This is a genomic window from Pseudomonas sp. AC252, assembly GCF_979258105.1.
This window is the reverse complement of sequence record NZ_OZ409837.1, coordinates 546,960-566,260: the sequence shown is the minus strand read 5'-3', so window position 1 is coordinate 566,260 and position 19,301 is coordinate 546,960. Positions and strand designations below refer to the sequence as shown.

The following is a 19,301-nucleotide window of genomic DNA, read 5'->3' as shown; positions in this document are numbered from 1 at the left end:
TTGCCGGAGATCAAACCTGTGGGAGCGAGCCTGCTCGCGAAAGCGGTGTGTCATTCAACATCAATGTCGGCTGACATGGCCTCTTCGCGAGCAGGCTCGCTCCCACATGGGAATCGTGTGCACAGTCAGGTCTTGCTTTTGGCATGCGCCGCCAGCCGCTCCAGCGCCGCGCGCAATCCCGGATCGCTGATCCCGTCAGCCGTTGATTGAATCGTCTCCGCCGCACTGCTCGACAAATCCATCGTATGCCCGACCGCCCGATGCTGGACGATTGGCGGGCGTACGCTGAATTTGATCCGCGACAGGTTGGCGAACTCTTCGAACAATTGCAGTTGTCGTTGCAGACGTTTCTGCTGATAGCGCAGGCGCGTTGCCCAATGGCCGTCAGTGACCACCAGCGACAGCTCGCCTTCGCGCCACTTGGCTACCCGGCAATGCTCGCGGGCGGCCGGTTGCAGCTGGCTTTCGAGCAGGCGCTGCAAATGCTCCAGACGCTGGGCATGGCCGAGGATGGCTTTCAGCGGTTTGGCTTCGCGGAGCAGAACGGCGGGGGCTCTGGCCGTGAGAGGGCGAAACGCCATGATCGAACACCTGAAGTAACAGAGGCGCCATGTTAGCAGAAAGCTGTGGAACCTCTGGCCCATTGCTTTTGTCCCTGCTTTGCTCATTAAATCAACGCCTGACTTCTTTCCCCCGACGGGTTGAAGTTGAGCAAAACGCCCCTATTTTAAGTGAGCCCCGTCAAAGCGCAGTGCCAGCATCGTGGAACATCGCCACTTTCCTCACCACCGTTTCCGGGTAGAATGCTCGTTCGCATGCGGCCATGAGGGCTGCACGGGCGACTCACGGGGCCGCCCTCCATCCCTTTAGTGTGGAAGATCCTGCCGATATGTTTGCGCCTTTGTTAAAGAAACTTTTTGGAAGCAAGAACGAGCGTGAAGTCAAACGCATGCTCAAGACGGTGCAGCTCGTCAATGCCTTCGAAGAGCAAATGGTGGCCCTTTCGGACGATCAATTGCGCGCCAAGACCGCCGAGTTCAAGGCCCGTATCGCCAAAGGGGAAACCCTCGACAAGCTGTTGCCGGAAGCCTTCGCCGTAGCCCGCGAGGCCGGCAAGCGTGTGATGGGCATGCGCCACTTCGACGTGCAACTCGTCGGCGGCATGACCCTGCACGAAGGCAAGATTGCCGAAATGCGCACCGGTGAGGGCAAGACCCTCGTGGCCACCCTGGGTGTTTACCTCAACGCACTGTCCGGCAAGGGCGTGCACGTTGTGACCGTGAACGACTACCTGGCCCGCCGTGACGCCAACTGGATGCGCCCGCTGTATGAATTCCTCGGCCTGACCGTCGGCGTCGTAACGCCGTTCCAGCCGCCGGAAGAGAAGCGCGCCGCCTACGCCGCCGACATCACCTACGGCACCAACAACGAATTCGGTTTCGACTACCTGCGCGACAACATGGCGTTCAGCATGGATGAAAAATTCCAGCGCGAACTCAACTTTGCCGTGATCGACGAAGTCGACTCCATCCTCATCGACGAAGCGCGTACTCCGCTGATCATTTCCGGTCAGGCCGAGGACAGCTCCAAGCTGTACATGGAGATCAACAAACTGATCCCGCAGCTGGAACTGCACGTCGAGGAAGTCGAAGGCCAGGTCACCAAGGCCGGTCACTACACCGTTGACGAAAAGACCCGTCAGGTCGAACTCAACGAAGCCGGTCACCAGTTCATCGAAGAAATGCTCACCCGCGTCGGCCTGCTGGCCGAAGGCGAGAGCCTGTACTCGGCGCACAACCTTGGCCTGCTGACTCATGTCTACGCCGGTCTGCGTGCGCACAAGCTATTCAACCGCAACATCGAATACATCGTCCAGGACGGTCAGGTCGTGCTGGTCGACGAACACACCGGTCGTACCATGCCGGGTCGTCGTCTGTCCGAAGGCCTGCACCAGGCTATCGAAGCCAAGGAAGGTCTGAACATTCAGGCCGAGAGCCAGACCCTGGCCTCGACCACCTTCCAGAACTACTTCCGTCTGTATACCAAGCTGTCCGGCATGACCGGTACCGCCGACACCGAAGCGTTCGAATTCCACCAGATCTATGGTCTGGAAGTCATGGTCATTCCGCCGAACAAGCCGTTGGCGCGTAAAGACTACAACGACCTGGTGTTCCTCACCGCCGAAGAGAAATACGCGGCGATCGTGGCCGACATCAAGGAAAGCATGGCTGCCGGTCGCCCGGTGCTGGTGGGTACCGCGACCATCGAGACCTCCGAGCACATGTCCGAATTGCTCGTCAAAGAAGGCATCGAACACAAGGTTCTCAACGCCAAGTTCCACGAAAAAGAAGCTGAAATCATCGCTCAGGCCGGTCGTCCGGGTGCGCTGACCATCGCCACCAACATGGCCGGTCGTGGTACCGACATCCTGTTGGGCGGCAACTGGGAAGTGGAAGTCGCTTCGCTGGAAAACCCGACTCCCGAGCAGATTGCACAGATCAAGGCCGACTGGCAGAAGCGTCACCAGCAAGTGCTGGAGTCCGGCGGCTTGCAGGTAATTGCTTCCGAGCGTCACGAATCGCGCCGTATCGACAACCAGCTGCGTGGCCGTGCCGGCCGTCAGGGCGATGCCGGTTCGAGCCGCTTCTACCTGTCGCTGGAAGACAGCCTGATGCGCATCTTCGCCTCCGACCGGGTGAAGAACTTCATGAAAGCCCTGGGCATGCAGCCGGGCGAAGCGATCGAGCACCGCATGGTGACCAACGCAATCGAGAAGGCGCAGCGCAAGGTTGAAGGCCGCAACTTCGACATCCGCAAGCAACTGCTCGAGTTCGACGACGTCAACAACGAGCAGCGTAAAGTGATCTATCACATGCGTAACACGTTGCTGGCCGCCGACAACATCGGTGAGACCATCGCCGACTTCCGTCAGGACGTGCTCAACGCTACCGTCAGCGCACACATTCCGCCGCAATCGCTGCCAGAGCAGTGGGACGTCGCCGGTCTGGAAGCGTCGATCGAAAGCGATTTCGGCGTGAAATTGCCGATCCAGCAGTGGCTCGACGAAGACGATCACCTGTACGAAGAAACCCTGCGCGAGAAGCTCATGGCCGAGCTGATCGCCGCGTACAACGAGAAAGAAGACCAGGCCGGTGCCGAGGCGCTGCGCTCGTTCGAGAAGCAGATCGTCCTGCGCGTACTCGACGACCTGTGGAAAGACCACCTGTCGACCATGGATCACCTGCGTCACGGTATTCACCTGCGTGGCTATGCGCAGAAGAACCCGAAGCAGGAGTACAAGCGCGAATCCTTCACGCTGTTCTCCGAGCTGCTCGATTCGATCAAGCGCGATTCGATCCGCGTGCTCTCGCACGTTCAGGTTCGTCGCGAAGATCCGGAAGCCGAGGAGCAACGCCTGCGTCAGGAAGCCGAAGCACTGGCCGCGCGCATGCAGTTCGAACACGCCGAAGCGCCTGGGCTGGATCAGCCGGAAGCGTTGGGTGAAGAGGTCGATGTGGCCCTCGCCACCGCCACTGCCCCGGTTCGCAACGAGCAGAAGCTGGGCCGCAACGAGCTGTGCTACTGCGGTTCGGGCAAGAAATACAAGCATTGCCACGGGCAGATCCAGTAAAACCCGTTTCAATCGCTGAACACCCGCGCCGCGACCGGCTTCTGCCGTCGCGGCGTTTTGCCATTTATCCCACCGTCCTTTCCCGTGGCGGTGCTGACATCATTGAGTAAGGAGCGCATTCATGGCTGTTGGTCTTGGTCCTTTGCCAACGTTGCACCCGGTTGCCGGTTTTGAACTCGGTATCGCCTCGGCCGGCATCAAGCGCCCGGGGCGCAAGGATGTGGTGGTGATGCGCTGCGCTGAAGGTTCGACCGTGGCTGGCGTGTTTACCCTGAACGCGTTCTGCGCCGCGCCGGTGATCCTGGCGAAAAAGCGCGTGCACAATGCCGTGCGCTATCTGCTGACCAACACCGGCAATGCCAACGCCGGTACCGGCGAGCCTGGTTTGGCGGCTGCCGAGCGCACCACCGCTAGGTTGGCCGAGCTGACCGGCGTCGATGCCAGCCAGATTCTGCCGTACTCCACTGGCGTGATCGGCGAGCCGCTGCCGGTCGAGAAGATCGAAGGCGCGCTGCAAGCTGCGCTGGATGATCTGTCGGAGAACAACTGGGAAGCCGCCGCCACTGGCATCATGACCACCGACACGCTGCCGAAGGGCGCCAGCCGCCAGTTCGAGCATGACGGCGTGACCATCACTGTTACCGGCATCAGCAAAGGCGCCGGCATGATTCGCCCGAACATGGCGACCATGCTGGGTTACATCGCCACCGACGCCAAAGTCTCCCGCGAGGTGCTGCACAATCTGATGCTCGACGGCGCGAACAAGTCGTTTAACCGCATCACCATCGACGGCGACACTTCGACCAACGACTGTTGCATGCTGATCGCCACTGGCAAAGCCGCGTTGCCGGAAATCACCCGCGCTGAAGGCGAGCTGTTCGCCAAGTTGAAGCAGGCGGTGTTTGAAGTGTGCATGGACGTAGCCCAGGCCATCGTGCGCGACGGCGAAGGCGCGACCAAGTTTGTGACCGTCGAAGTGAATGGCGGCGGCAATCATCAGGAATGCCTGGACGTCGGCTACACCGTGGCCCATTCGCCGCTGATCAAGACCGCGCTGTTCGCCTCCGACCCGAACTGGGGCCGCATTTTGGCCGCCGTCGGCCGTGCCGGTGTCCCGGACCTGGACGTGAGCAAGATCGACGTGTTCCTCGGCGACGTGTGCATCGCCAGCCGTGGCGCCCGCGCCGCGACCTACACTGAAGCCCAGGGCTCGGCCGTGATGCAGCAGGAAGAAATCACCATTCGCATCGAACTGGGTCGCGGTGATTGCAGCGAAACCATCTGGACCACCGACCTGTCGCATGAGTACGTGAAGATCAACGCTGAATACCGTACTTGATTCAAGGTGTGGGAGTGAGCTGCCGGCCTCTTCGCGGGCAAGCCCGCTCCCACAGTGATTGCGGTCGTTCACAAATGCCGTGTACACCACCAAAACCTGTGGGAGCGGGCTTGCCCGCGATGACGGACGACCAGACGCCAGACATTCTGGATTGTTTCCCTGACGAAAAGGCGCCACACCATGTCCCTGCACCTGATCATCGGCGACAAACTGCTTTCCTCCTGGTCCCTGCGTGCGGCACTGGCGCTGGACCTGACCGGCGCACCCTACAGCGAAGAGCTGATCAAGCTCGGCAAGCCCGACACCCGCGAGCGCCTGCTCAAGCATTCGCCTACCGGCAAGGTGCCGCTGCTGCAAACCACCCGTGGCACCATCGCCGATTCGCTGGCCATTGCTGAATACCTCGCTGAGCAGTTTCCGTCCGAGCAACTCTGGCCGAGCGATACCTTCGCCCGCGCCCAGGCCCGCTCGGCCTGCGCACAAATGCACAGCGGCTTCTTCGCCATGCGCAATCACATGCCGTTCAACCTGAGCCAGGACGCACCACTGAACCCGGTGCCGCCAGAGGTGAAGGTCGATATCGAACGCATGCTCGCGCTATGGGCTGAGTGTCGTGCGGCAGCCACGGAAGAGGGCCCTTACCTGTTCGGTCGTGTCAGTCTCGCCGATGCCTTTTTCGCGCCGATCGCCGTGCGCTTGCGCACCTATCAGGTGAAGTTGCCGGCAGTCGACGAAGCTTATGTTGAAACCGTCTACCAATGGCCCGCCTTCAAGGCGTGGCAAAAGGCTGGACTGGAGGAATTGAACCCGTGAAACGCGTCCACGTCGCCGCTGCCGTCATTCGTGACGGCGCCGGCAAAATCCTCATCGCTCGCCGCGCTGACACTCAACACCAGGGCGGCTTGTGGGAATTTCCCGGTGGCAAGGTCGAGGCTGACGAGTCGGTCGAATCGGCACTCGCTCGCGAGCTGCACGAAGAGCTGGGCATCGTCGTTGCCGCTGCCCGTCCGCTGATCAAGGTTCGCCACGATTATCCGGACAAACAGGTGTTGCTGGATGTCTGGGAAGTCTCGGCGTTCAGCGGTGAACCCCACGGCGCTGAAGGCCAGCCTTTGGCTTGGGTCCCTGCCGAGGAGTTGATCAACTACGAGTTCCCGGCGGCCAATCAGCCGATCGTCGCGGCAGCGCGCTTGCCTGCCGAATACCTGATCACTCCGGAAGATCTCGAAGGCCCAGCACTGTTGCGCGGCATCCAGAAGGCGATCGCCGGCGGCATCAAATTGATCCAGCTGCGCGCACCCAACGGCTACGACCCGAAATACCGTGATCTGGCGGTCGACGCGGTTGGCCTGTGCGCGGGCAAGGCGCAGTTGATGATCAAAGGGCCGTTCGAATGGCTTGGCGATTTCCCCTCGGCCGGTTGGCACATCACCGCTGCCCAGCTGCGTAAATACGCAGCGGCAGGACGTCCGTTGCCGGCCGAACGCTGGCTCGCGGCATCGTGCCATAACGCCGAAGAGCTGGCGCTGGCCGAGCAGATGGGCGTCGACTTCGTCACCCTGTCACCGGTGCAGCCGACGCTGACGCACCCGGATGCACAGCCGTTGGGGTGGGAGCAGGCACAGGCATTGATCGACGATTTCAGCAAACCGGTGTTTCTGCTCGGTGGAGTAGGGCCGGCGGAGCGCGAGAAAGCCTGGCGTGCTGGGGCTCAGGGTGTGGCGGGAATTCGGGCGTTCTGGCCGGATCCAGTGTAAAGGCTACCGACCTCTTCGCGAGCAGGCTCGCTCCCACAGTGGATTGCATTTCTCCAGTCAGAATGCAGTCAAATGTGGGAGCGAGCCTGCTCGCGAAGGCGCCCTGACAGGCGCTACTTTCCTTCAGGTTTAGCAGCCGGCTGCCACAAAATCTCCGCCACTCCCTGCCGCCGCGCAATCAACCGCGCCACAACAAACAGCAAATCCGACAACCGATTGATATACGCCAGGCCAACCCCGGCCAACGGCTCAACGGCGTTCAAATGCTGACAGCGCCGCTCGGCACCGCGCGCCAGACTGCGGCAGACATGCGCCTGCGCAATCAGCATCGAACCGCCGGGCAAGATGAAGTTTTCCAGCGGCCCCAGCTCTTCATTCCACACATCGATCGCCGCTTCCAGTCGCTCGATTTCAGCCTCGTTCAACGCCTGATATTCAGGCATCGCCAGTTCGCCGCCGAGGTCGAACAGGCGGTGCTGACACGGCGCCAACACGTCGATGATTTCATTCAGTCCTGGGTGCACTTCGCACTCGGCGAGCAAACCGGCGAGCAACACGCCGACCTGACTGTTCAGCGTATCGACCTCGCCGATCGCCTCGATGCGCGGGTGATCCTTGGGGACGCGACGGCCGTCACCGAGGCCGGTCTCGCCTTTGTCGCCGGTGCGGGTGTAGATCTTCGACAAGCGAAAGCCCATGGGTTACCTCGGTAATGAATTGGTTTCGGTGGTCAATGGCGCCGGTTGCGCCAGCGGCAAACGCAGGGTGAAGCAAGTGCCCTGGCCGGGCGCCGACTGCACTTCCATCTGGCCCTTGTGGTTGTTGGTGATGATGAAGTACGACACCGACAGACCAAGCCCCGTGCCCTGGCCGATTTCCTTGGTGGTGAAGAACGGCTCGAAGGTACGCTTGCGCACGCTCTCGCTCATACCGATGCCATTGTCTTCGACCTGAATCTCGGCCCATGGCGGATTGAGTCTTGTGCGCAAGATGATCCGGCCCGGCTCGCTGTCGTCTTCACGCTGGTGAATGGCCTGGGCGGCGTTCTTCAGCAGATTGAGCAGCACCTGTTCCAGCTCGTTGGCGGTGCCCGGCACGGGCCCGAGGGCTGGGTCGAACTGGCGGATGATCGCCTGGCCCTTGAAGTCGAAACCGATGGCCAGATCGAAGTCGTTGCCGGCGATTTCCACGGCTTGGTCGATCAGCGCCGGTAGATCGCACGGCGCCATTTGCCGGGTGCTGCGGCGGCTGAAGCTGAGCATGTGCGTGACGATTTTCGCCGCGCGGGCGCCGGCCTGTTGAATGCCATCGAGCAATTGCGGGACTTCGCGGCCTTGCAGGTAGCGGTTCACCGTGTCCAGTTCGATGCCCAGTTGTTCGGCAGTCTCGATGTTCTTCGGCAGATCCGCCGACAGACGCCGGCGAATGTTCTGCACGTTGTGCAGGATCGCGCCGAGCGGGTTGTTGATTTCGTGGGCCATGCCGGCGGCGAGGCCACCGACCGAGAGCATCTTCTCCGACTGCACCATCATTTCTTCCAGCGACAGACGCTGGGTGATGTCGTCGATACGGATCACCACGCCACGCCCGGCCCCGCCCATCAGCGGATAAAACGTCAGCGCATAGTGTTTGGGTTCATCGTCCTTGAACCAGGTCACCCGGTCGACTTTGGCCACGGTGTGCTGCTCAACGGTAGCCTTGAGCTGCGGCAAGAATGGCTTGAGCGGCTCGAAGGCGAGGAAGATCGGCTGGTTCAGCGCCTCGTCCAAGCGGGTGCCGGAGAGCGCGCTGGCCTCCTGGTTCCACTGGGTGACGTAGAGTTGCTCGTCGAGGGCGATCAGCGCCGAGGGCATCGAGTCGATGATGCTGTTGAGGTAGTTCTGGAAGCCGGTGAGCTTCTTCTCGATCTTGCTGCGCACCTGGACTTCCAGCTCCAGTTTGCGGTTGGTGTGACGGGTTTCCTCGGCCAGCCCCTGCGCCTGATCGTAGGCAGCCTGCGAGTCGTCGCGGGCGCGTTTGAGTTGCTGCTCGCGGGCTTCGATGCGCGAAAGCATGGTGTTGAACGCCTCGGCCAGACTGCCGATTTCGTCGTGATTGCCGCGCGCGGCGCGCAGGGCGTAGTTCTCTTCGCGGGTGACCTGCCGCGACAATTCCTCAAGTTGATGAATGGGGCGGGTAATCAGACGTTTGATCTGCCGGGCAATCACCAGCCACAACAACACACTGAAAATCAGGATGCCGAGGCTGGCGGTCAGGGTGCCGGTGTAGAACGCCATCGGCAGCTCGCTACTGGCGACCAGCAACAGATGTCCCGGCGCCGCACCGGGACGGGGCAGGGTGATCAGTTGATTGCTGCGAAACTCGGTAAGCTGCCAGGCTTCGACATGCCGATAGCGCTCCGGCAAGTGAAGTTTGTCGCCGCGCTGCACCTGCGCCAGACGTTCACCCTTGCCGTCGTACAGGGCAGCGGCGCGCAACGGTGAATAACTGTCGAGCTCCTTGAGCAGACGTTCGGCGCTGCGCGGTGATTCCAGCGCATCGCTGACCAGACTCGGATTGGCAATCAGCCGGCCAATGGTCTGCAGGGCCTGTGGCGCCATGCTTTCCTGGGAAATGTAATAGGCGGCGCTGATAAAGGTCAGGTTGGCGACCAGCAGAACCGTGGTCAACAACACCAGCAGGGCGGCCAGCAGTTTCTGGCCGACCGGCAGGTTTTCAAGGCGCTGGCGCAATGGCATCAGGTTTATCGCAGCAGGGGAACAAGTCGTCAGCCTAGCGGCTGCTCAGTCGCTGGGCAATCCACGCTTGTGCAGATGAGCGATCAGACGTTGCTGCAACTGGTGCAGATGCGGCAGATGCAACTGATGGCGCTCGGCGACTTTACATGCGTGGCCCAACAGATAGCTGATCTCGGTGCGGCGCTGGTTGGCGACGTCCTGATACATCGAAGAATAATTGGCGGCGGTGGCGTGGATCACTCGTTCGACTTCCACTTGCAGATTGTCCGCCGCCGCAGGTTGGCCGCAGCGCTCCAGCAATTCAGCCAGTTCGGCGCAGAGCGTGGCGACTTCGCAATGATGCTCGCTCAGCCCGCCGTTGCGGCAGTCGTGGAGCACGGTCAGCGGATTGATCGCGCAGTTCAGCGCCAGTTTGCGCCACAGTCGAGTGAGGATGTCAGTGCTCCATTCATGGGGAATGTTCGCCGCTTGCAGATCGTCCAGCCAGACCGGCGCCAGCGGATTCGCGCCATCGCCCAGCCAGTTGAACCCGTGACCAGCAAACACCACGCGCCAATCGCCATCGCGGAACGCACCCTCGGTACTGGACGCACTGATACAGCGCGCCTGTGGCACCCGCGCGGCGACGGCGTCCTGACTACCAAGGCCGTTTTGCAGCAGGATCAGTTCGGCATCCGGAGCGAGACGTGGAGCGAGGCGGGCGACGGCCTCTTCGGCGTCATAGGCCTTGCACGCGACCAGCAATCGGCGAATGGGCCCGGGGCTGTCCGGGGTTTCGCCGGGAACTGCATAGGTGTGAGCTTGTCCGTTTTCTACCAGGGTTAATCCGCCCACTGCCTCGTAGCTTTGCAAGCGTGCCGCATCGCGCAGGATCAGTCGCACAGGCAAACCGGCGCGGGCCAGACGTGTCGCCCAGAGTGTGCCGAGGCTGCCGGCGCCGAGTACGTGCCAGGTGGTCGACATCAGTTTTTTGCTCGATTGCTTGCAGGCATGTGCGGCTCGCCGTATCGGTAGGAAAAGACCCGTTATAATGAGCCCGATTTTAACCGCAAGCCAAGCGCGCTCCATCCACATCGAGCGCGCCTTTTTTATTGGAGAGATTACATGCCGTCGTTCGACGTGGTATCCGAACTGGACAAACACGAACTCACCAACGCGGTCGAGAACGCCGTGAAGGAACTCGATCGTCGTTATGACCTGAAAGGCAAAGGCAGCTTCGAGTTCAAGGAAAAAGACCTGACCGTCAGCCTCACCGCCGAAGCCGCTTTCCAGCTCGAAGCGATGATCGAAATCCTCAAGCTCGCGCTGACCAAGCGCAAGATCGACGTGCAGTGCCTCGAGGTCAAGGATGCGTACGCTTCCGGCAAGCTGATGAAGCAGGACGCCATCCTCAAGGAAGGCATCGACAAAGAGCTGGCGAAGAAGATCGTCGGCCACATCAAGGAAGCCAAGCTCAAGGTCCAGGCCGCCATTCAGGGCGAGCAGGTGCGTGTCACCGGCAAGAAGCGCGACGACCTGCAGGAAGCGATCGCGGCCCTGCGTGCCAAGGAATTCGGCATGCCGCTGCAGTTCAACAACTTCCGCGACTAAGCTTGGTCTGAAGGCTATGTGGGAGCGAGCCTGCTCGCGAATGCGGTGTTTCATTCAGCGAAAAGTTGACTGACACGCCGCATTCGCGAGCAGGCTCGCTCCCACAGTTGTTTTGTTGTTTTGAATACACCCGGGAAGCCGGAAATCAGGAGATAGAACATGGATTTGAATGCGGAAGTGGACCACTTGGTCAAGGCGTCCCAGGCGTGGATCCCGATGATCATGGAATACGGCAGCCGCGTACTGCTGGCAGTGATTACCCTGGCGATCGGCTGGTGGCTGATCAACAAGGTCACGCAAAAACTCGGCGGTCTGCTGGCGCTGCGCAATGCTGACCTGGCCTTGCAAGGCTTCATCAGCAGCCTGGCCAACATCATTCTCAAGGTACTGCTGATTGTCAGCGTCGCGTCGATGATCGGCGTCGAAACCACCTCGTTCGTCGCGGCCATCGGTGCTGCGGGTCTGGCAATCGGTCTGGCCTTGCAAGGCAGCCTGGCCAACTTCGCCGGCGGCGTGCTGATTCTGCTGTTCCGTCCGTTCCGTATCGGTGACTGGATCGAAGCCCAAGGCGTGGCGGGCACTGTCGACAGCATCCAGATCTTCCACACCGTGCTGCGTACCGGCGACAACAAGACCATCATCGTGCCCAACGGCAACCTGTCGAACGGCATCATCACCAACACCAACCGTCAGCCAACCCGCAAAGTGGTATTCGATGTGGGCGTGGATTACGAGGCGGATCTGCAGAAAGCTCGGCAGGTGCTGCTGGATCTGGCCAAGGATGCCCGCGTCATGCAGGATCCGGAACCGCAAGCGGTGATTTCGACGCTGGGTGACAGTTCGATCACGGTGTCCCTGCGCGTCTGGGTTAAAACCGCAGACTATTGGGATGTGATGTTCATGTTTAATGAACAGGCGCGTGATCGTTTGAAGGCTGCCGGGATTGATATTCCATTTCCGCAGCGAGTTATACGTGTAGTGCAGGAATCGGCGGCGCAATGATAGGTTGCTAGCTAAGTAATTATTAGCCGGTCTGTCAATACAGATGAAATAAAAAAGGCCCATCGGAAGATGGGCCTTTTTTCATGCTTTAAAACTAACCACTGACAATTACAAGATGTTCAGCGGGTACTCGGTGATCAGGCGGAACTCTTTGACATCGCCTTCACCTTCGTCGGCGTTGGCCACGTGCCAAGCTTGACGAATGCGGAAGGACAGGTCTTTCGCCGGGCCGCTTTGAACAACGTACTTGGCTTCAAAGTTGGTTTCGTGGTGTTTGCCATCTTCACCATACAGACCGGCATAAGCGCTGCCTGCTGGAGTATTGGTGCCATCAATGTCCCAACCTTTGACGTAACGAACCATGAAGCTCAGGCCAGGCACGCCGTACTCAGCCATTTTCAGGTCGTAACGGGCTTGAACGGATTTTTCGCCTGCACCGTTGAAGTCAGAGTACTGGATCGAGTTGGCCAGGAAGATCGAGTCGCCACCACGGTTGTTCTTGCCCACGCCGATGTAGTCGAACGGGGTGTCGCCGTTGACCTTCTGGAAGGCCAGGGTGAAGGTGTGCGCTTTGAGGAACGACAAAGCGGTTGCCAGCGAGAACGTGGTGTTGCTGATGTCGCCCGCTTCGGCACTACCGGTGTCGGTGGTGCGATAGATGTTGAAGTCGGTGTTCAGCGAAGTATCACCACCGAATGGAGTGGTGAGGTTCACGTTGGCGTAGTACTGGTTCCAGATGTCTTCCAGCTTCGCGCCGTACAGCGATGCACTGAGGTTGTCAGTGATCGAGTATTTGCCACCGAAGTAGTCGATGTTGTTCGCCTCAACACCGGCATAGGTAGCGTAGAGGCCGCCATCACGGGCGTTCTTGTCCTGGCTGGAGCCGGAGTAGAAGTGACCGGCTTCGAGATCCAGGTCTTTCACTTCGCTGCTCTGCAACTGGAAGCCAGTGGCAGTTTGCGGAAGGATGCGCGAACCGCCGACAGCAAACACTGGGGAAGTGCTTGGCTGCATGTCGCCGAATTTCAGTTCGGTCTTGGAAACGCGGAACTTGATGGAAGCGCCTGCCTTGCCCTGACTGTCGTTGACGTCACGAGCGTAGCCGTTGGCCTTGACGGTATCGCTACGGCTCATGTTGCCAGTACCGGAAGTACCGTCACCGCCATCCAGTTTCAAGGCCAGATAGCCGTAGGCATCAATACCTACACCCACGGTGCCCTGGGTATAACCGGAGGTGAAGTTGCCGAGGAAACCCTGGGTCCAGTCTTTCTGGTCGCGGCCACCATTCTTGTTGTCACGGTTGAAGTAGTAGTTCTTCAACGTTTCGGTGAGTTTCGCACCTTCAACAAAACCTTTGGCTTCTGCCTGGTCATCTACGAACGGGGCGGCCGTAGCCAACTGGGAACTGGCTGCTGCAGCAACTGCCAGTGCGATCATGCTCCACTTCATCACGCGCATCGTGATTTGCTCCTTTGGTTTTAGAAGAGTACTGCCGTCCCACCTGTTTTATTATCTGGGCGGCTCTTTCTTTTTGTGTCGGCGCAAACTTATATCACGCCGACAATGTTGGCGATACTTGCGAAACCAACCTTTCAGCTTCTTTACGGCGTTGTCGCAAAAGGAGCGCTGGATGTCGCAAATTCACAGTACCGATGCAGCCGGACTGACAACTTTATCGCTGTTTCCGGACCTCTTGGCATCGCTACAAAAGAGTCCCTGGCAAAACACTTGAATCTCCATCGGGCAACCCTGCCACTGTTTTTATTGGCTTCAGGCGACCACTGCCGCTGGCACGCCTATAGTCCATAACGTTACGAATGCAACAAGCGTGCACAAACCGCAAAAATGTCGCGGTTATTTTTCTGTAGCGCGCCCGCATATGTGAAAACCTTGTGAAAACGGGGCCTCGGGCTTGTTTTGTCACACGCTTGACGTGGTTTGCCCAATGGTGTTGCAACGCACCAAAGGTGCGCGAGACAGCAAAAAACGTTACCGGTTCACCCCGTACTGAGTATTTGGCGGATGCCCGACCCAGTGAGCGTAGACGGGTTGTGCAGTTTTGGTGCAAAAAAATCGACGATGGGCCTGAGGGTAGTCTGTCCGTCAGAGAGTCGAGGCTCGCTAGATCAAGGAATTTCATGCGACTCTTCACGTCAAGGCTCATGTCATGGCCTAAGTTGGTGCGCGGCGCGGACAGATGTCTCATGTCGAAGCGGCTGGGGATTAACTGCCGGGGCAGCGTGAAGGCCGCTGCATTCGCAGGTATGCTGCCGTCCTGTCGCTTGGCGCGTCGCCTCTTTGGAGCCGCCGCTAAGCTGAGTCATAGGATCAGCCGGGAGTACGTACAGTGTTTGCTTTGGATTCACGACTTCAACAGGACACCCTGGTCATCGGTGACTTTCCGTTGTGCCGGCTGTTGCTGTCCAACGACAGCAATTACCCGTGGTTCATCCTGGTGCCTCGCCGCGAGGATATAAGCGAGTTGTTTCAGTTGGATGTCGCCGATCAGCAGCTGCTCTGGCAGGAAACCACCACGCTGGCCGAGTTGCTCAAGGATTCGTTCGACGCTGACAAGCTGAACGTCGCAACGCTGGGTAACGTTGTCAGCCAACTGCACATGCATGTCATCGTGCGCAAACGCGATGATGCTGCGTGGCCGGCGCCGGTCTGGGGCAGGCATCCGGCCAAGCCGTACGGCGCGGAACAGGTAGCAGCCATTCGCGAGCGCTTGCGTCTGGTGCTGACTGAAGAATTCACCTTTGTGGAGGGCTGAGTCATGAGCCTTGAAGAGCGCGTAACCGATCTGGAAAGCCGTCTGGCCTTTCAGGATGACACCATTCAGGCATTGAACGATGTGCTGGTGGCCCAACAGAAAGTCATCGAGCGCCTGCAATTGCAGATGGAAGCGCTGATCAAGCGTCACGAAGAAATGGTCGGGCAGTTCGGTGCCTTTGAAGAAGACGCGCCGCCGCCACATTACTGAGCCATTCGGCAGGCATAAAAAAACCGCGAGCAGCCAGGCTGTTCGCGGTTTTTTTGCTTTGGATCAGCGACGCGGCAGGGCGGCGATCACGTCCTCGGCTTGCAGGCCTTTGTCGCGGTTCATCACCGAGAACTCGACGCGCTGGCCTTCGACCAGGACGCGATGGCCTTCGCCACGAATGGCGCGAAAGTGCACGAAAATATCGTCACCGGAATCCCGGGAGATAAAACCGAAACCCTTGGAAGTGTTGAACCACTTCACGGTGCCGGTATCGCGATTGCTCATGTCATAGGTAGTCGGCGCAGCGGCCGGTGACGATTTGTAGAAGCTGATGGCCAGGTGCAGCAGCACGGCAACCAGCGCAATGACCAGGCTGAACAATACGGCCGGCTGGCCAGCGATAACCGGCATCGGCGCGATCAGGGTCAAGGTTTGCAGGACGACGGTCAGTACCAGAAGGGCGCTGACCAGATTTTGCAGATGCTGGCGCGGGCCTTTGTTCCAGTAAGGAATCACTGGAGCGATGACCAGGTTCAGCAGGCCGAAAAAGGCCAGGTAAAGTGCATCGGGCTGTTGCAGGTAAGGAACGGCTTCGGCTTTCAGGCTGGGTATGAACGACAGCAGCAAGGCTGCTGCGCCCATTAGCAGGTGGACGATTTTCAACATTTTGATTGGCTCACGTTATGACGGCTCACAAGGAAGAGCTGAAGGCGCACGGTTCGCTTCAGGACAAAAAAGAGGCGGTGGACACGTACACGGCATCAGCCTATGCGCAACACCCCGGAAAATAGGGCATGGCGACACGCTGCCTATTTAACAGCAAAGCCTGCGGCTACTCAAATCAGCCCGGCCAGCGGCAGAGAAACGGTCGATTTGTCGCAGTCAGGTCACCGATTCATAGCTGCGAGCCGGCGCTTGCCTTGGTAAAGTGGGGGCGAACCTGCTGGATGAATTCACTCATTGTTAGGGGGTAAGCATGGCCATTGATATCGGTATCAGTGAAGAAGACCGCAAATCCATCGTCGAAGGGCTGTCGCGACTGCTGTCGGACACCTACGTGCTGTATCTGAAAACCCATAACTTTCACTGGAACGTCACCGGCCCGATGTTCCGCACGCTGCATTTGATGTTCGAGGAGCAGTACAACGAACTGGCGTTGGCCGTCGACTCAATCGCCGAGCGTATCCGTGCGTTGGGCTTCCCGGCACCGGGCGCCTACGCGACCTACGCGCGTCTTTCTTCTATTAAGGAAGAAGTCGGTGTGCCGAGCGCCGAAGACATGATCAAGCAGTTGGTCGAGGGCCAGGAAGCGGTGACCCGTACCGCACGCGGTATCTTCCCGCTGCTGGACAAGGTCAGCGACGAGCCGACCGCTGACCTGTTGACTCAGCGCATGCAGGTGCACGAAAAAACCGCGTGGATGCTGCGCGCGCTGCTCGAGGAGTGACCCGGCCGCTGCGGACGGCTTGAGGTCGTCCGCACGCTGTCCAGACTCTTACTATTGTCGTTGGCTTATCCTACGAGGCTGGTCAACAAGTCGTATGGCGATAACTTTGTCACTGGGTTTTTATGAAGGCGCAGGATGTTGCCTTATAAATCAGCAGTCATGGCAAAGGAGTGTCAACGCTATGGTAGAAGGAGACAGGCGAAGCGACAGGATGTCGGCTTCGCGGCACGTTATAAAAGTCGATCCGTTTGTCAGCGAGTTCGACATGAATCTGATCCGGCCGTTATCGCGATCGATTCGCCTCAACGGATTTGCGACCTGCCTGCGACTCGAGCAGGTCTACTGGAACATCCTCGGCGGCATGGCCGAGGCCAATCATTGTTCGATCAGCACACTGTTGTCCCATGTCGACCGTGAGGTGCATCTGCGTCACGGCGGGGTGAAGAATTTCAGTGCGCTGGTACGGGTGGTTTGTGTCATGAACGGGATCAAAGAACTCGCACCCGCCGTTTCGCGCTGAAACGGCGGTTGCAATGAGGTTGTGGGCTGTGCAGTGTTACGGCTGCACAGCCCGCATTTAATCGATATAATCCCGCGCTTTCGCCGCAAAGCCCTGCGCGCGGCAGCAATCTGATCGCCGAGACACCCCCATGCCAATGTACGATTACCAATGTGCTTCCTGTGGTCATCAGTTGGAAGCCATTCAGAAGATCAGCGACGCACCGTTGGTCGACTGCCCTGCCTGCCAGGCGCCCGAACTGAAGAAGCAGCTGTCCATGCCGGGTTTTCGCCTCAGCGGCAACGGTTGGTACGAGACCGATTTCAAGACCGGAGCCAAGAAGAATCTGGCCGGTGGCGACAAAGCTGACTAGGGTTCAAACCCTGAACGAACGACACGCGTGAGTGGCCGCCTTGCTTGAAGGCGACAGTTACTCCACCGAATTTCGAATTACGAGAAGCGAACCACACCATGATGCGCAGCCACTATTGCGGCCAACTGAACGAAAGCCTGGAAGGCCAGGAAATTACCCTTTGCGGATGGGTTCACCGTCGCCGCGATCACGGCGGGGTGATTTTCCTCGACATCCGTGATCGTGATGGTCTGGCCCAGGTGGTGTTCGATCCGGATCGTGCCGAGAGCTTCGCCGCCGCCGATCGCGTGCGCAGCGAATACGTTGTGAAAATCACCGGCAAGGTGCGTCTGCGTCCGGCCGGTGCGACCAACGCCAACATGGCCTCGGGCATGATCGAAGTGCTGGGTTATGAACTGGAAGTGCTGAACGAGTCGGAAACCCCGCCGTTCCCGCTCAACGAGTTCTCCGACGTCGGCGAAGAAACCCGCCTGCGCTATCGCTTCCTCGACCTGCGTCGTCCGGAGATGGCCGAGAAGCTGCGTCTGCGTTCGCGCATGACCACCAGCATCCGCCGCTTCCTCGACGAAAACGGTTTCCTCGATGTCGAAACTCCGATCCTGACCCGGGCCACCCCGGAAGGTGCGCGGGACTATCTGGTGCCGAGCCGTACCCACGCCGGTTCGTTCTTCGCCCTGCCGCAATCGCCGCAGCTGTTCAAGCAACTGCTGATGGTGGCCGGCTTCGACCGTTACTACCAGATCGCCAAATGCTTCCGTGACGAAGACCTGCGTGCCGACCGTCAGCCGGAATTCACCCAGATCGACATCGAGACCAGTTTCCTCGATGAAAAAGAGATCATGGGCCTGACCGAGCAGATGATCCGCAACCTGTTCAAGGAAGTGCTGAATCTGGAATTCGGCGAATTCCCGCACATGACTTTCGAAGAAGCCATGCGCCGCTACGGTTCGGACAAGCCGGACCTGCGTATTCCACTCGAACTGGTTGACGTTGCCGACCAGCTCAAAGAAGTTGAATTCAAGGTGTTCAGCGGCCCGGCCAACGATCCGAAGTGCCGCATCGCCGCACTGCGCGTTCCGAGGCGGGGCGAGCATGCCGCGCAAGCAGATCGACGATTACACCAAGTTCGTCGGCATCTACGGTGCCAAGGGCCTGGCGTACATCAAGGTCAACGAGCGTGCTGCCGGTGTTGAAGGTCTGCAATCGCCGATCGTGAAGAACATTCCTGAAGACAAGCTCAACGTGATCCTCGATCGCGTTGGCGCAGTCGATGGCGATATCGTGTTCTTCGGTGCCGACAAGGCCAAGATCGTCAGCGAAGCCTTGGGCGCGCTGCGGATCAAGCTCGGTCACGACCTCAAGCTGCTGACCTGCGAGTGGGCCCCAATGTGGGTCGTTGACTTCCCGATGTTCGAAGAGAACGACGACGGTAGCTTCTCGGCGCTGCACCACCCGTTCACCGCACCGAAGTGCACCCCACAGGAACTCGAAGCCAACCCGGCCGGCGCACTGTCCCGTGCGTACGACATGGTGTTGAACGGCACCGAGCTGGGCGGCGGTTCGATCCGTATTCACCGCAAGGAAATGCAGCAAGCGGTATTCCGCCTGCTGGGCATCAACGAAGCGGAACAGGAAGAGAAGTTCGGCTTCCTGCTCGACGCGCTGAAGTACGGTGCACCGCCGCACGGTGGCCTGGCCTTCGGTCTGGACCGTCTGGTGATGCTGATGACCGGCGCCCAGTCGATCCGTGAAGTGATCGCCTTCCCGAAAACCCAGAGTGCTGCCGACGTGATGACGCAGGCTCCGGGCGTAGTGGATGCCAAGGCGTTGCGCGAGCTGCACATTCGCCTGCGCGAAACGCCAAAGGCTGAGTAAGACGGGCCTGAAGGCGCATCTTCGGATGCGCCTTTTTTCTTTCTCAGGTCGAATTTTTCAATTGCCG

Annotated in this window: 17 protein-coding genes and 1 pseudogene; 12 read left to right on the top strand and 6 right to left on the bottom strand. The window is 59.4% G+C overall.

What is annotated here, in order from left to right; genetic code table 11:
• Positions 1-125: 125 nt before the first annotated feature.
• The gene (locus ACZZZ4_RS02685) at positions 126-581 is read right to left on the bottom strand and encodes a DUF721 domain-containing protein (RefSeq protein WP_039758216.1); all 456 of its coding nucleotides are present in this window, start codon (positions 579-581) and stop codon (positions 126-128) included.
• Positions 582-889: 308 nt separating this feature from the next.
• Here ACZZZ4_RS02685 and secA point away from each other — a divergent pair, with 308 nt between their 5' ends.
• The 4 genes from secA (at position 890) to ACZZZ4_RS02665 (ending at position 6,727) form a co-directional block, all read left to right on the top strand.
• The gene (gene secA, locus ACZZZ4_RS02680) at positions 890-3,631 is read left to right on the top strand and encodes a preprotein translocase subunit SecA (protein ID WP_463547192.1); all 2,742 of its coding nucleotides are present in this window, start codon (positions 890-892) and stop codon (positions 3,629-3,631) included.
• A gap of 121 nt (positions 3,632-3,752) precedes the next feature.
• Positions 3,753-4,970 (top strand): bifunctional glutamate N-acetyltransferase/amino-acid acetyltransferase ArgJ, encoded by a 1,218-nt coding sequence (argJ, locus tag ACZZZ4_RS02675; protein ID WP_039758212.1) that lies wholly within the window; start codon positions 3,753-3,755, stop codon positions 4,968-4,970.
• 180 nt (positions 4,971-5,150) lie between these two features.
• The gene (locus tag ACZZZ4_RS02670) at positions 5,151-5,783 is read left to right on the top strand and encodes a glutathione S-transferase family protein (RefSeq protein ID WP_016773486.1); all 633 of its coding nucleotides are present in this window, start codon (positions 5,151-5,153) and stop codon (positions 5,781-5,783) included.
• Positions 5,780-6,727 carry a Nudix family hydrolase gene (locus ACZZZ4_RS02665; protein ID WP_463547191.1) on the top strand — a complete coding sequence of 316 codons (948 nt, stop codon included), beginning with the start codon at positions 5,780-5,782 and terminating at the stop codon, positions 6,725-6,727. Before ACZZZ4_RS02670 ends, ACZZZ4_RS02665 begins: the two co-directional genes overlap by 4 nt.
• 113 nt (positions 6,728-6,840) lie before the next feature.
• Here ACZZZ4_RS02665 and ACZZZ4_RS02660 read toward each other — a convergent pair whose 3' ends face one another.
• From ACZZZ4_RS02660 to ACZZZ4_RS02650, 3 genes are read right to left on the bottom strand one after another with little or no spacing between them, the layout of a single operon-like run.
• The gene (locus tag ACZZZ4_RS02660; protein WP_463547190.1) at positions 6,841-7,425 is read right to left on the bottom strand and encodes a cob(I)yrinic acid a,c-diamide adenosyltransferase; all 585 of its coding nucleotides are present in this window, start codon (positions 7,423-7,425) and stop codon (positions 6,841-6,843) included.
• Between the two features lie 3 nt (positions 7,426-7,428).
• On the bottom strand, positions 7,429-9,465 hold the full coding sequence (locus ACZZZ4_RS02655; protein ID WP_039758203.1) for a sensor histidine kinase: 2,037 nt from the start codon (positions 9,463-9,465) through the stop codon (positions 7,429-7,431).
• A gap of 45 nt (positions 9,466-9,510) precedes the next feature.
• A complete protein-coding gene (locus ACZZZ4_RS02650) occupies positions 9,511-10,428 on the bottom strand; it encodes a putative 2-dehydropantoate 2-reductase (RefSeq protein ID WP_463547189.1) in 918 nt (305 codons plus the stop codon).
• A gap of 141 nt (positions 10,429-10,569) precedes the next feature.
• On the opposite strand from ACZZZ4_RS02650, the gene ACZZZ4_RS02645 reads away from it, so the two are divergent.
• Complete coding sequence (locus ACZZZ4_RS02645) at positions 10,570-11,055, top strand: YajQ family cyclic di-GMP-binding protein (RefSeq protein ID WP_016773491.1); 486 nt, start codon at positions 10,570-10,572, stop codon at positions 11,053-11,055.
• Positions 11,056-11,214: 159 nt separating this feature from the next.
• Positions 11,215-12,057 (top strand): mechanosensitive ion channel family protein, encoded by an 843-nt coding sequence (locus ACZZZ4_RS02640; protein ID WP_039758199.1) that lies wholly within the window; start codon positions 11,215-11,217, stop codon positions 12,055-12,057.
• Positions 12,058-12,165: 108 nt separating this feature from the next.
• Here ACZZZ4_RS02640 and ACZZZ4_RS02635 read toward each other — a convergent pair whose 3' ends face one another.
• A complete protein-coding gene (locus tag ACZZZ4_RS02635; protein ID WP_039758197.1) occupies positions 12,166-13,515 on the bottom strand; it encodes an OprD family porin in 1,350 nt (449 codons plus the stop codon).
• A gap of 889 nt (positions 13,516-14,404) precedes the next feature.
• Here ACZZZ4_RS02635 and ACZZZ4_RS02630 point away from each other — a divergent pair.
• Positions 14,405-14,830 carry an HIT domain-containing protein gene (locus tag ACZZZ4_RS02630; RefSeq protein WP_463547188.1) on the top strand — a complete coding sequence of 142 codons (426 nt, stop codon included), beginning with the start codon at positions 14,405-14,407 and terminating at the stop codon, positions 14,828-14,830.
• Between the two features lie 3 nt (positions 14,831-14,833).
• Positions 14,834-15,040, top strand: coding sequence for a SlyX family protein (locus tag ACZZZ4_RS02625; RefSeq protein WP_039758193.1), 207 nt, complete (start codon positions 14,834-14,836; stop codon positions 15,038-15,040).
• A gap of 63 nt (positions 15,041-15,103) precedes the next feature.
• Here ACZZZ4_RS02625 and ACZZZ4_RS02620 read toward each other — a convergent pair whose 3' ends face one another.
• The gene (locus ACZZZ4_RS02620) at positions 15,104-15,706 is read right to left on the bottom strand and encodes a cold-shock protein (RefSeq protein WP_039758192.1); all 603 of its coding nucleotides are present in this window, start codon (positions 15,704-15,706) and stop codon (positions 15,104-15,106) included.
• A 310-nt stretch (positions 15,707-16,016) separates the two neighbouring features.
• On the opposite strand from ACZZZ4_RS02620, the gene ACZZZ4_RS02615 reads away from it, so the two are divergent.
• The 4 genes and pseudogenes from ACZZZ4_RS02615 to aspS all read left to right on the top strand — a co-directional run bounded on the left by ACZZZ4_RS02615 (position 16,017) and on the right by aspS (position 19,234).
• Positions 16,017-16,487, top strand: coding sequence for a Dps family protein (locus ACZZZ4_RS02615; RefSeq protein ID WP_016773497.1), 471 nt, complete (start codon positions 16,017-16,019; stop codon positions 16,485-16,487).
• Between the two features lie 181 nt (positions 16,488-16,668).
• Entirely contained in the window at positions 16,669-17,007 is a 339-nt protein-coding gene (locus tag ACZZZ4_RS02610) for a ribbon-helix-helix domain-containing protein (protein ID WP_039758190.1), read from the top strand.
• A 130-nt stretch (positions 17,008-17,137) separates the two neighbouring features.
• Positions 17,138-17,359, top strand: a complete 222-nt coding sequence (locus ACZZZ4_RS02605; RefSeq protein ID WP_016773499.1) for an FmdB family zinc ribbon protein — start codon at positions 17,138-17,140, stop codon at positions 17,357-17,359.
• Positions 17,360-17,457: 98 nt separating this feature from the next.
• Positions 17,458-19,234 (top strand): annotated as a pseudogene (aspS, locus tag ACZZZ4_RS02600) (aspartate--tRNA ligase).
• Positions 19,235-19,301 lie beyond the last annotated feature (67 nt).

Bases quoted from the DNA above. Each gene is read 5' to 3' on its own strand.
- ACZZZ4_RS02685 (WP_039758216.1), bottom strand. From the start codon at position 581: ATGGCGTTTCGCCCTCTCACGGCCAGAGCCCCCGCCGTTCTGCTCCGC.
- secA (WP_463547192.1), top strand. From the start codon at position 890: ATGTTTGCGCCTTTGTTAAAGAAACTTTTTGGAAGCAAGAACGAGCGT.
- argJ (WP_039758212.1), top strand. From the start codon at position 3,753: ATGGCTGTTGGTCTTGGTCCTTTGCCAACGTTGCACCCGGTTGCCGGT.
- ACZZZ4_RS02670 (WP_016773486.1), top strand. From the start codon at position 5,151: ATGTCCCTGCACCTGATCATCGGCGACAAACTGCTTTCCTCCTGGTCC.
- ACZZZ4_RS02660 (WP_463547190.1), bottom strand. From the start codon at position 7,425: ATGGGCTTTCGCTTGTCGAAGATCTACACCCGCACCGGCGACAAAGGC.
- ACZZZ4_RS02655 (WP_039758203.1), bottom strand. From the start codon at position 9,465: ATGCCATTGCGCCAGCGCCTTGAAAACCTGCCGGTCGGCCAGAAACTG.
- ACZZZ4_RS02650 (WP_463547189.1), bottom strand. From the start codon at position 10,428: ATGTCGACCACCTGGCACGTACTCGGCGCCGGCAGCCTCGGCACACTC.
- ACZZZ4_RS02645 (WP_016773491.1), top strand. From the start codon at position 10,570: ATGCCGTCGTTCGACGTGGTATCCGAACTGGACAAACACGAACTCACC.
- ACZZZ4_RS02640 (WP_039758199.1), top strand. From the start codon at position 11,215: ATGGATTTGAATGCGGAAGTGGACCACTTGGTCAAGGCGTCCCAGGCG.
- ACZZZ4_RS02635 (WP_039758197.1), bottom strand. From the start codon at position 13,515: ATGCGCGTGATGAAGTGGAGCATGATCGCACTGGCAGTTGCTGCAGCA.
- ACZZZ4_RS02625 (WP_039758193.1), top strand. From the start codon at position 14,834: ATGAGCCTTGAAGAGCGCGTAACCGATCTGGAAAGCCGTCTGGCCTTT.
- ACZZZ4_RS02620 (WP_039758192.1), bottom strand. From the start codon at position 15,706: ATGTTGAAAATCGTCCACCTGCTAATGGGCGCAGCAGCCTTGCTGCTG.
- ACZZZ4_RS02615 (WP_016773497.1), top strand. From the start codon at position 16,017: ATGGCCATTGATATCGGTATCAGTGAAGAAGACCGCAAATCCATCGTC.
- ACZZZ4_RS02610 (WP_039758190.1), top strand. From the start codon at position 16,669: ATGGTAGAAGGAGACAGGCGAAGCGACAGGATGTCGGCTTCGCGGCAC.
- ACZZZ4_RS02605 (WP_016773499.1), top strand. From the start codon at position 17,138: ATGCCAATGTACGATTACCAATGTGCTTCCTGTGGTCATCAGTTGGAA.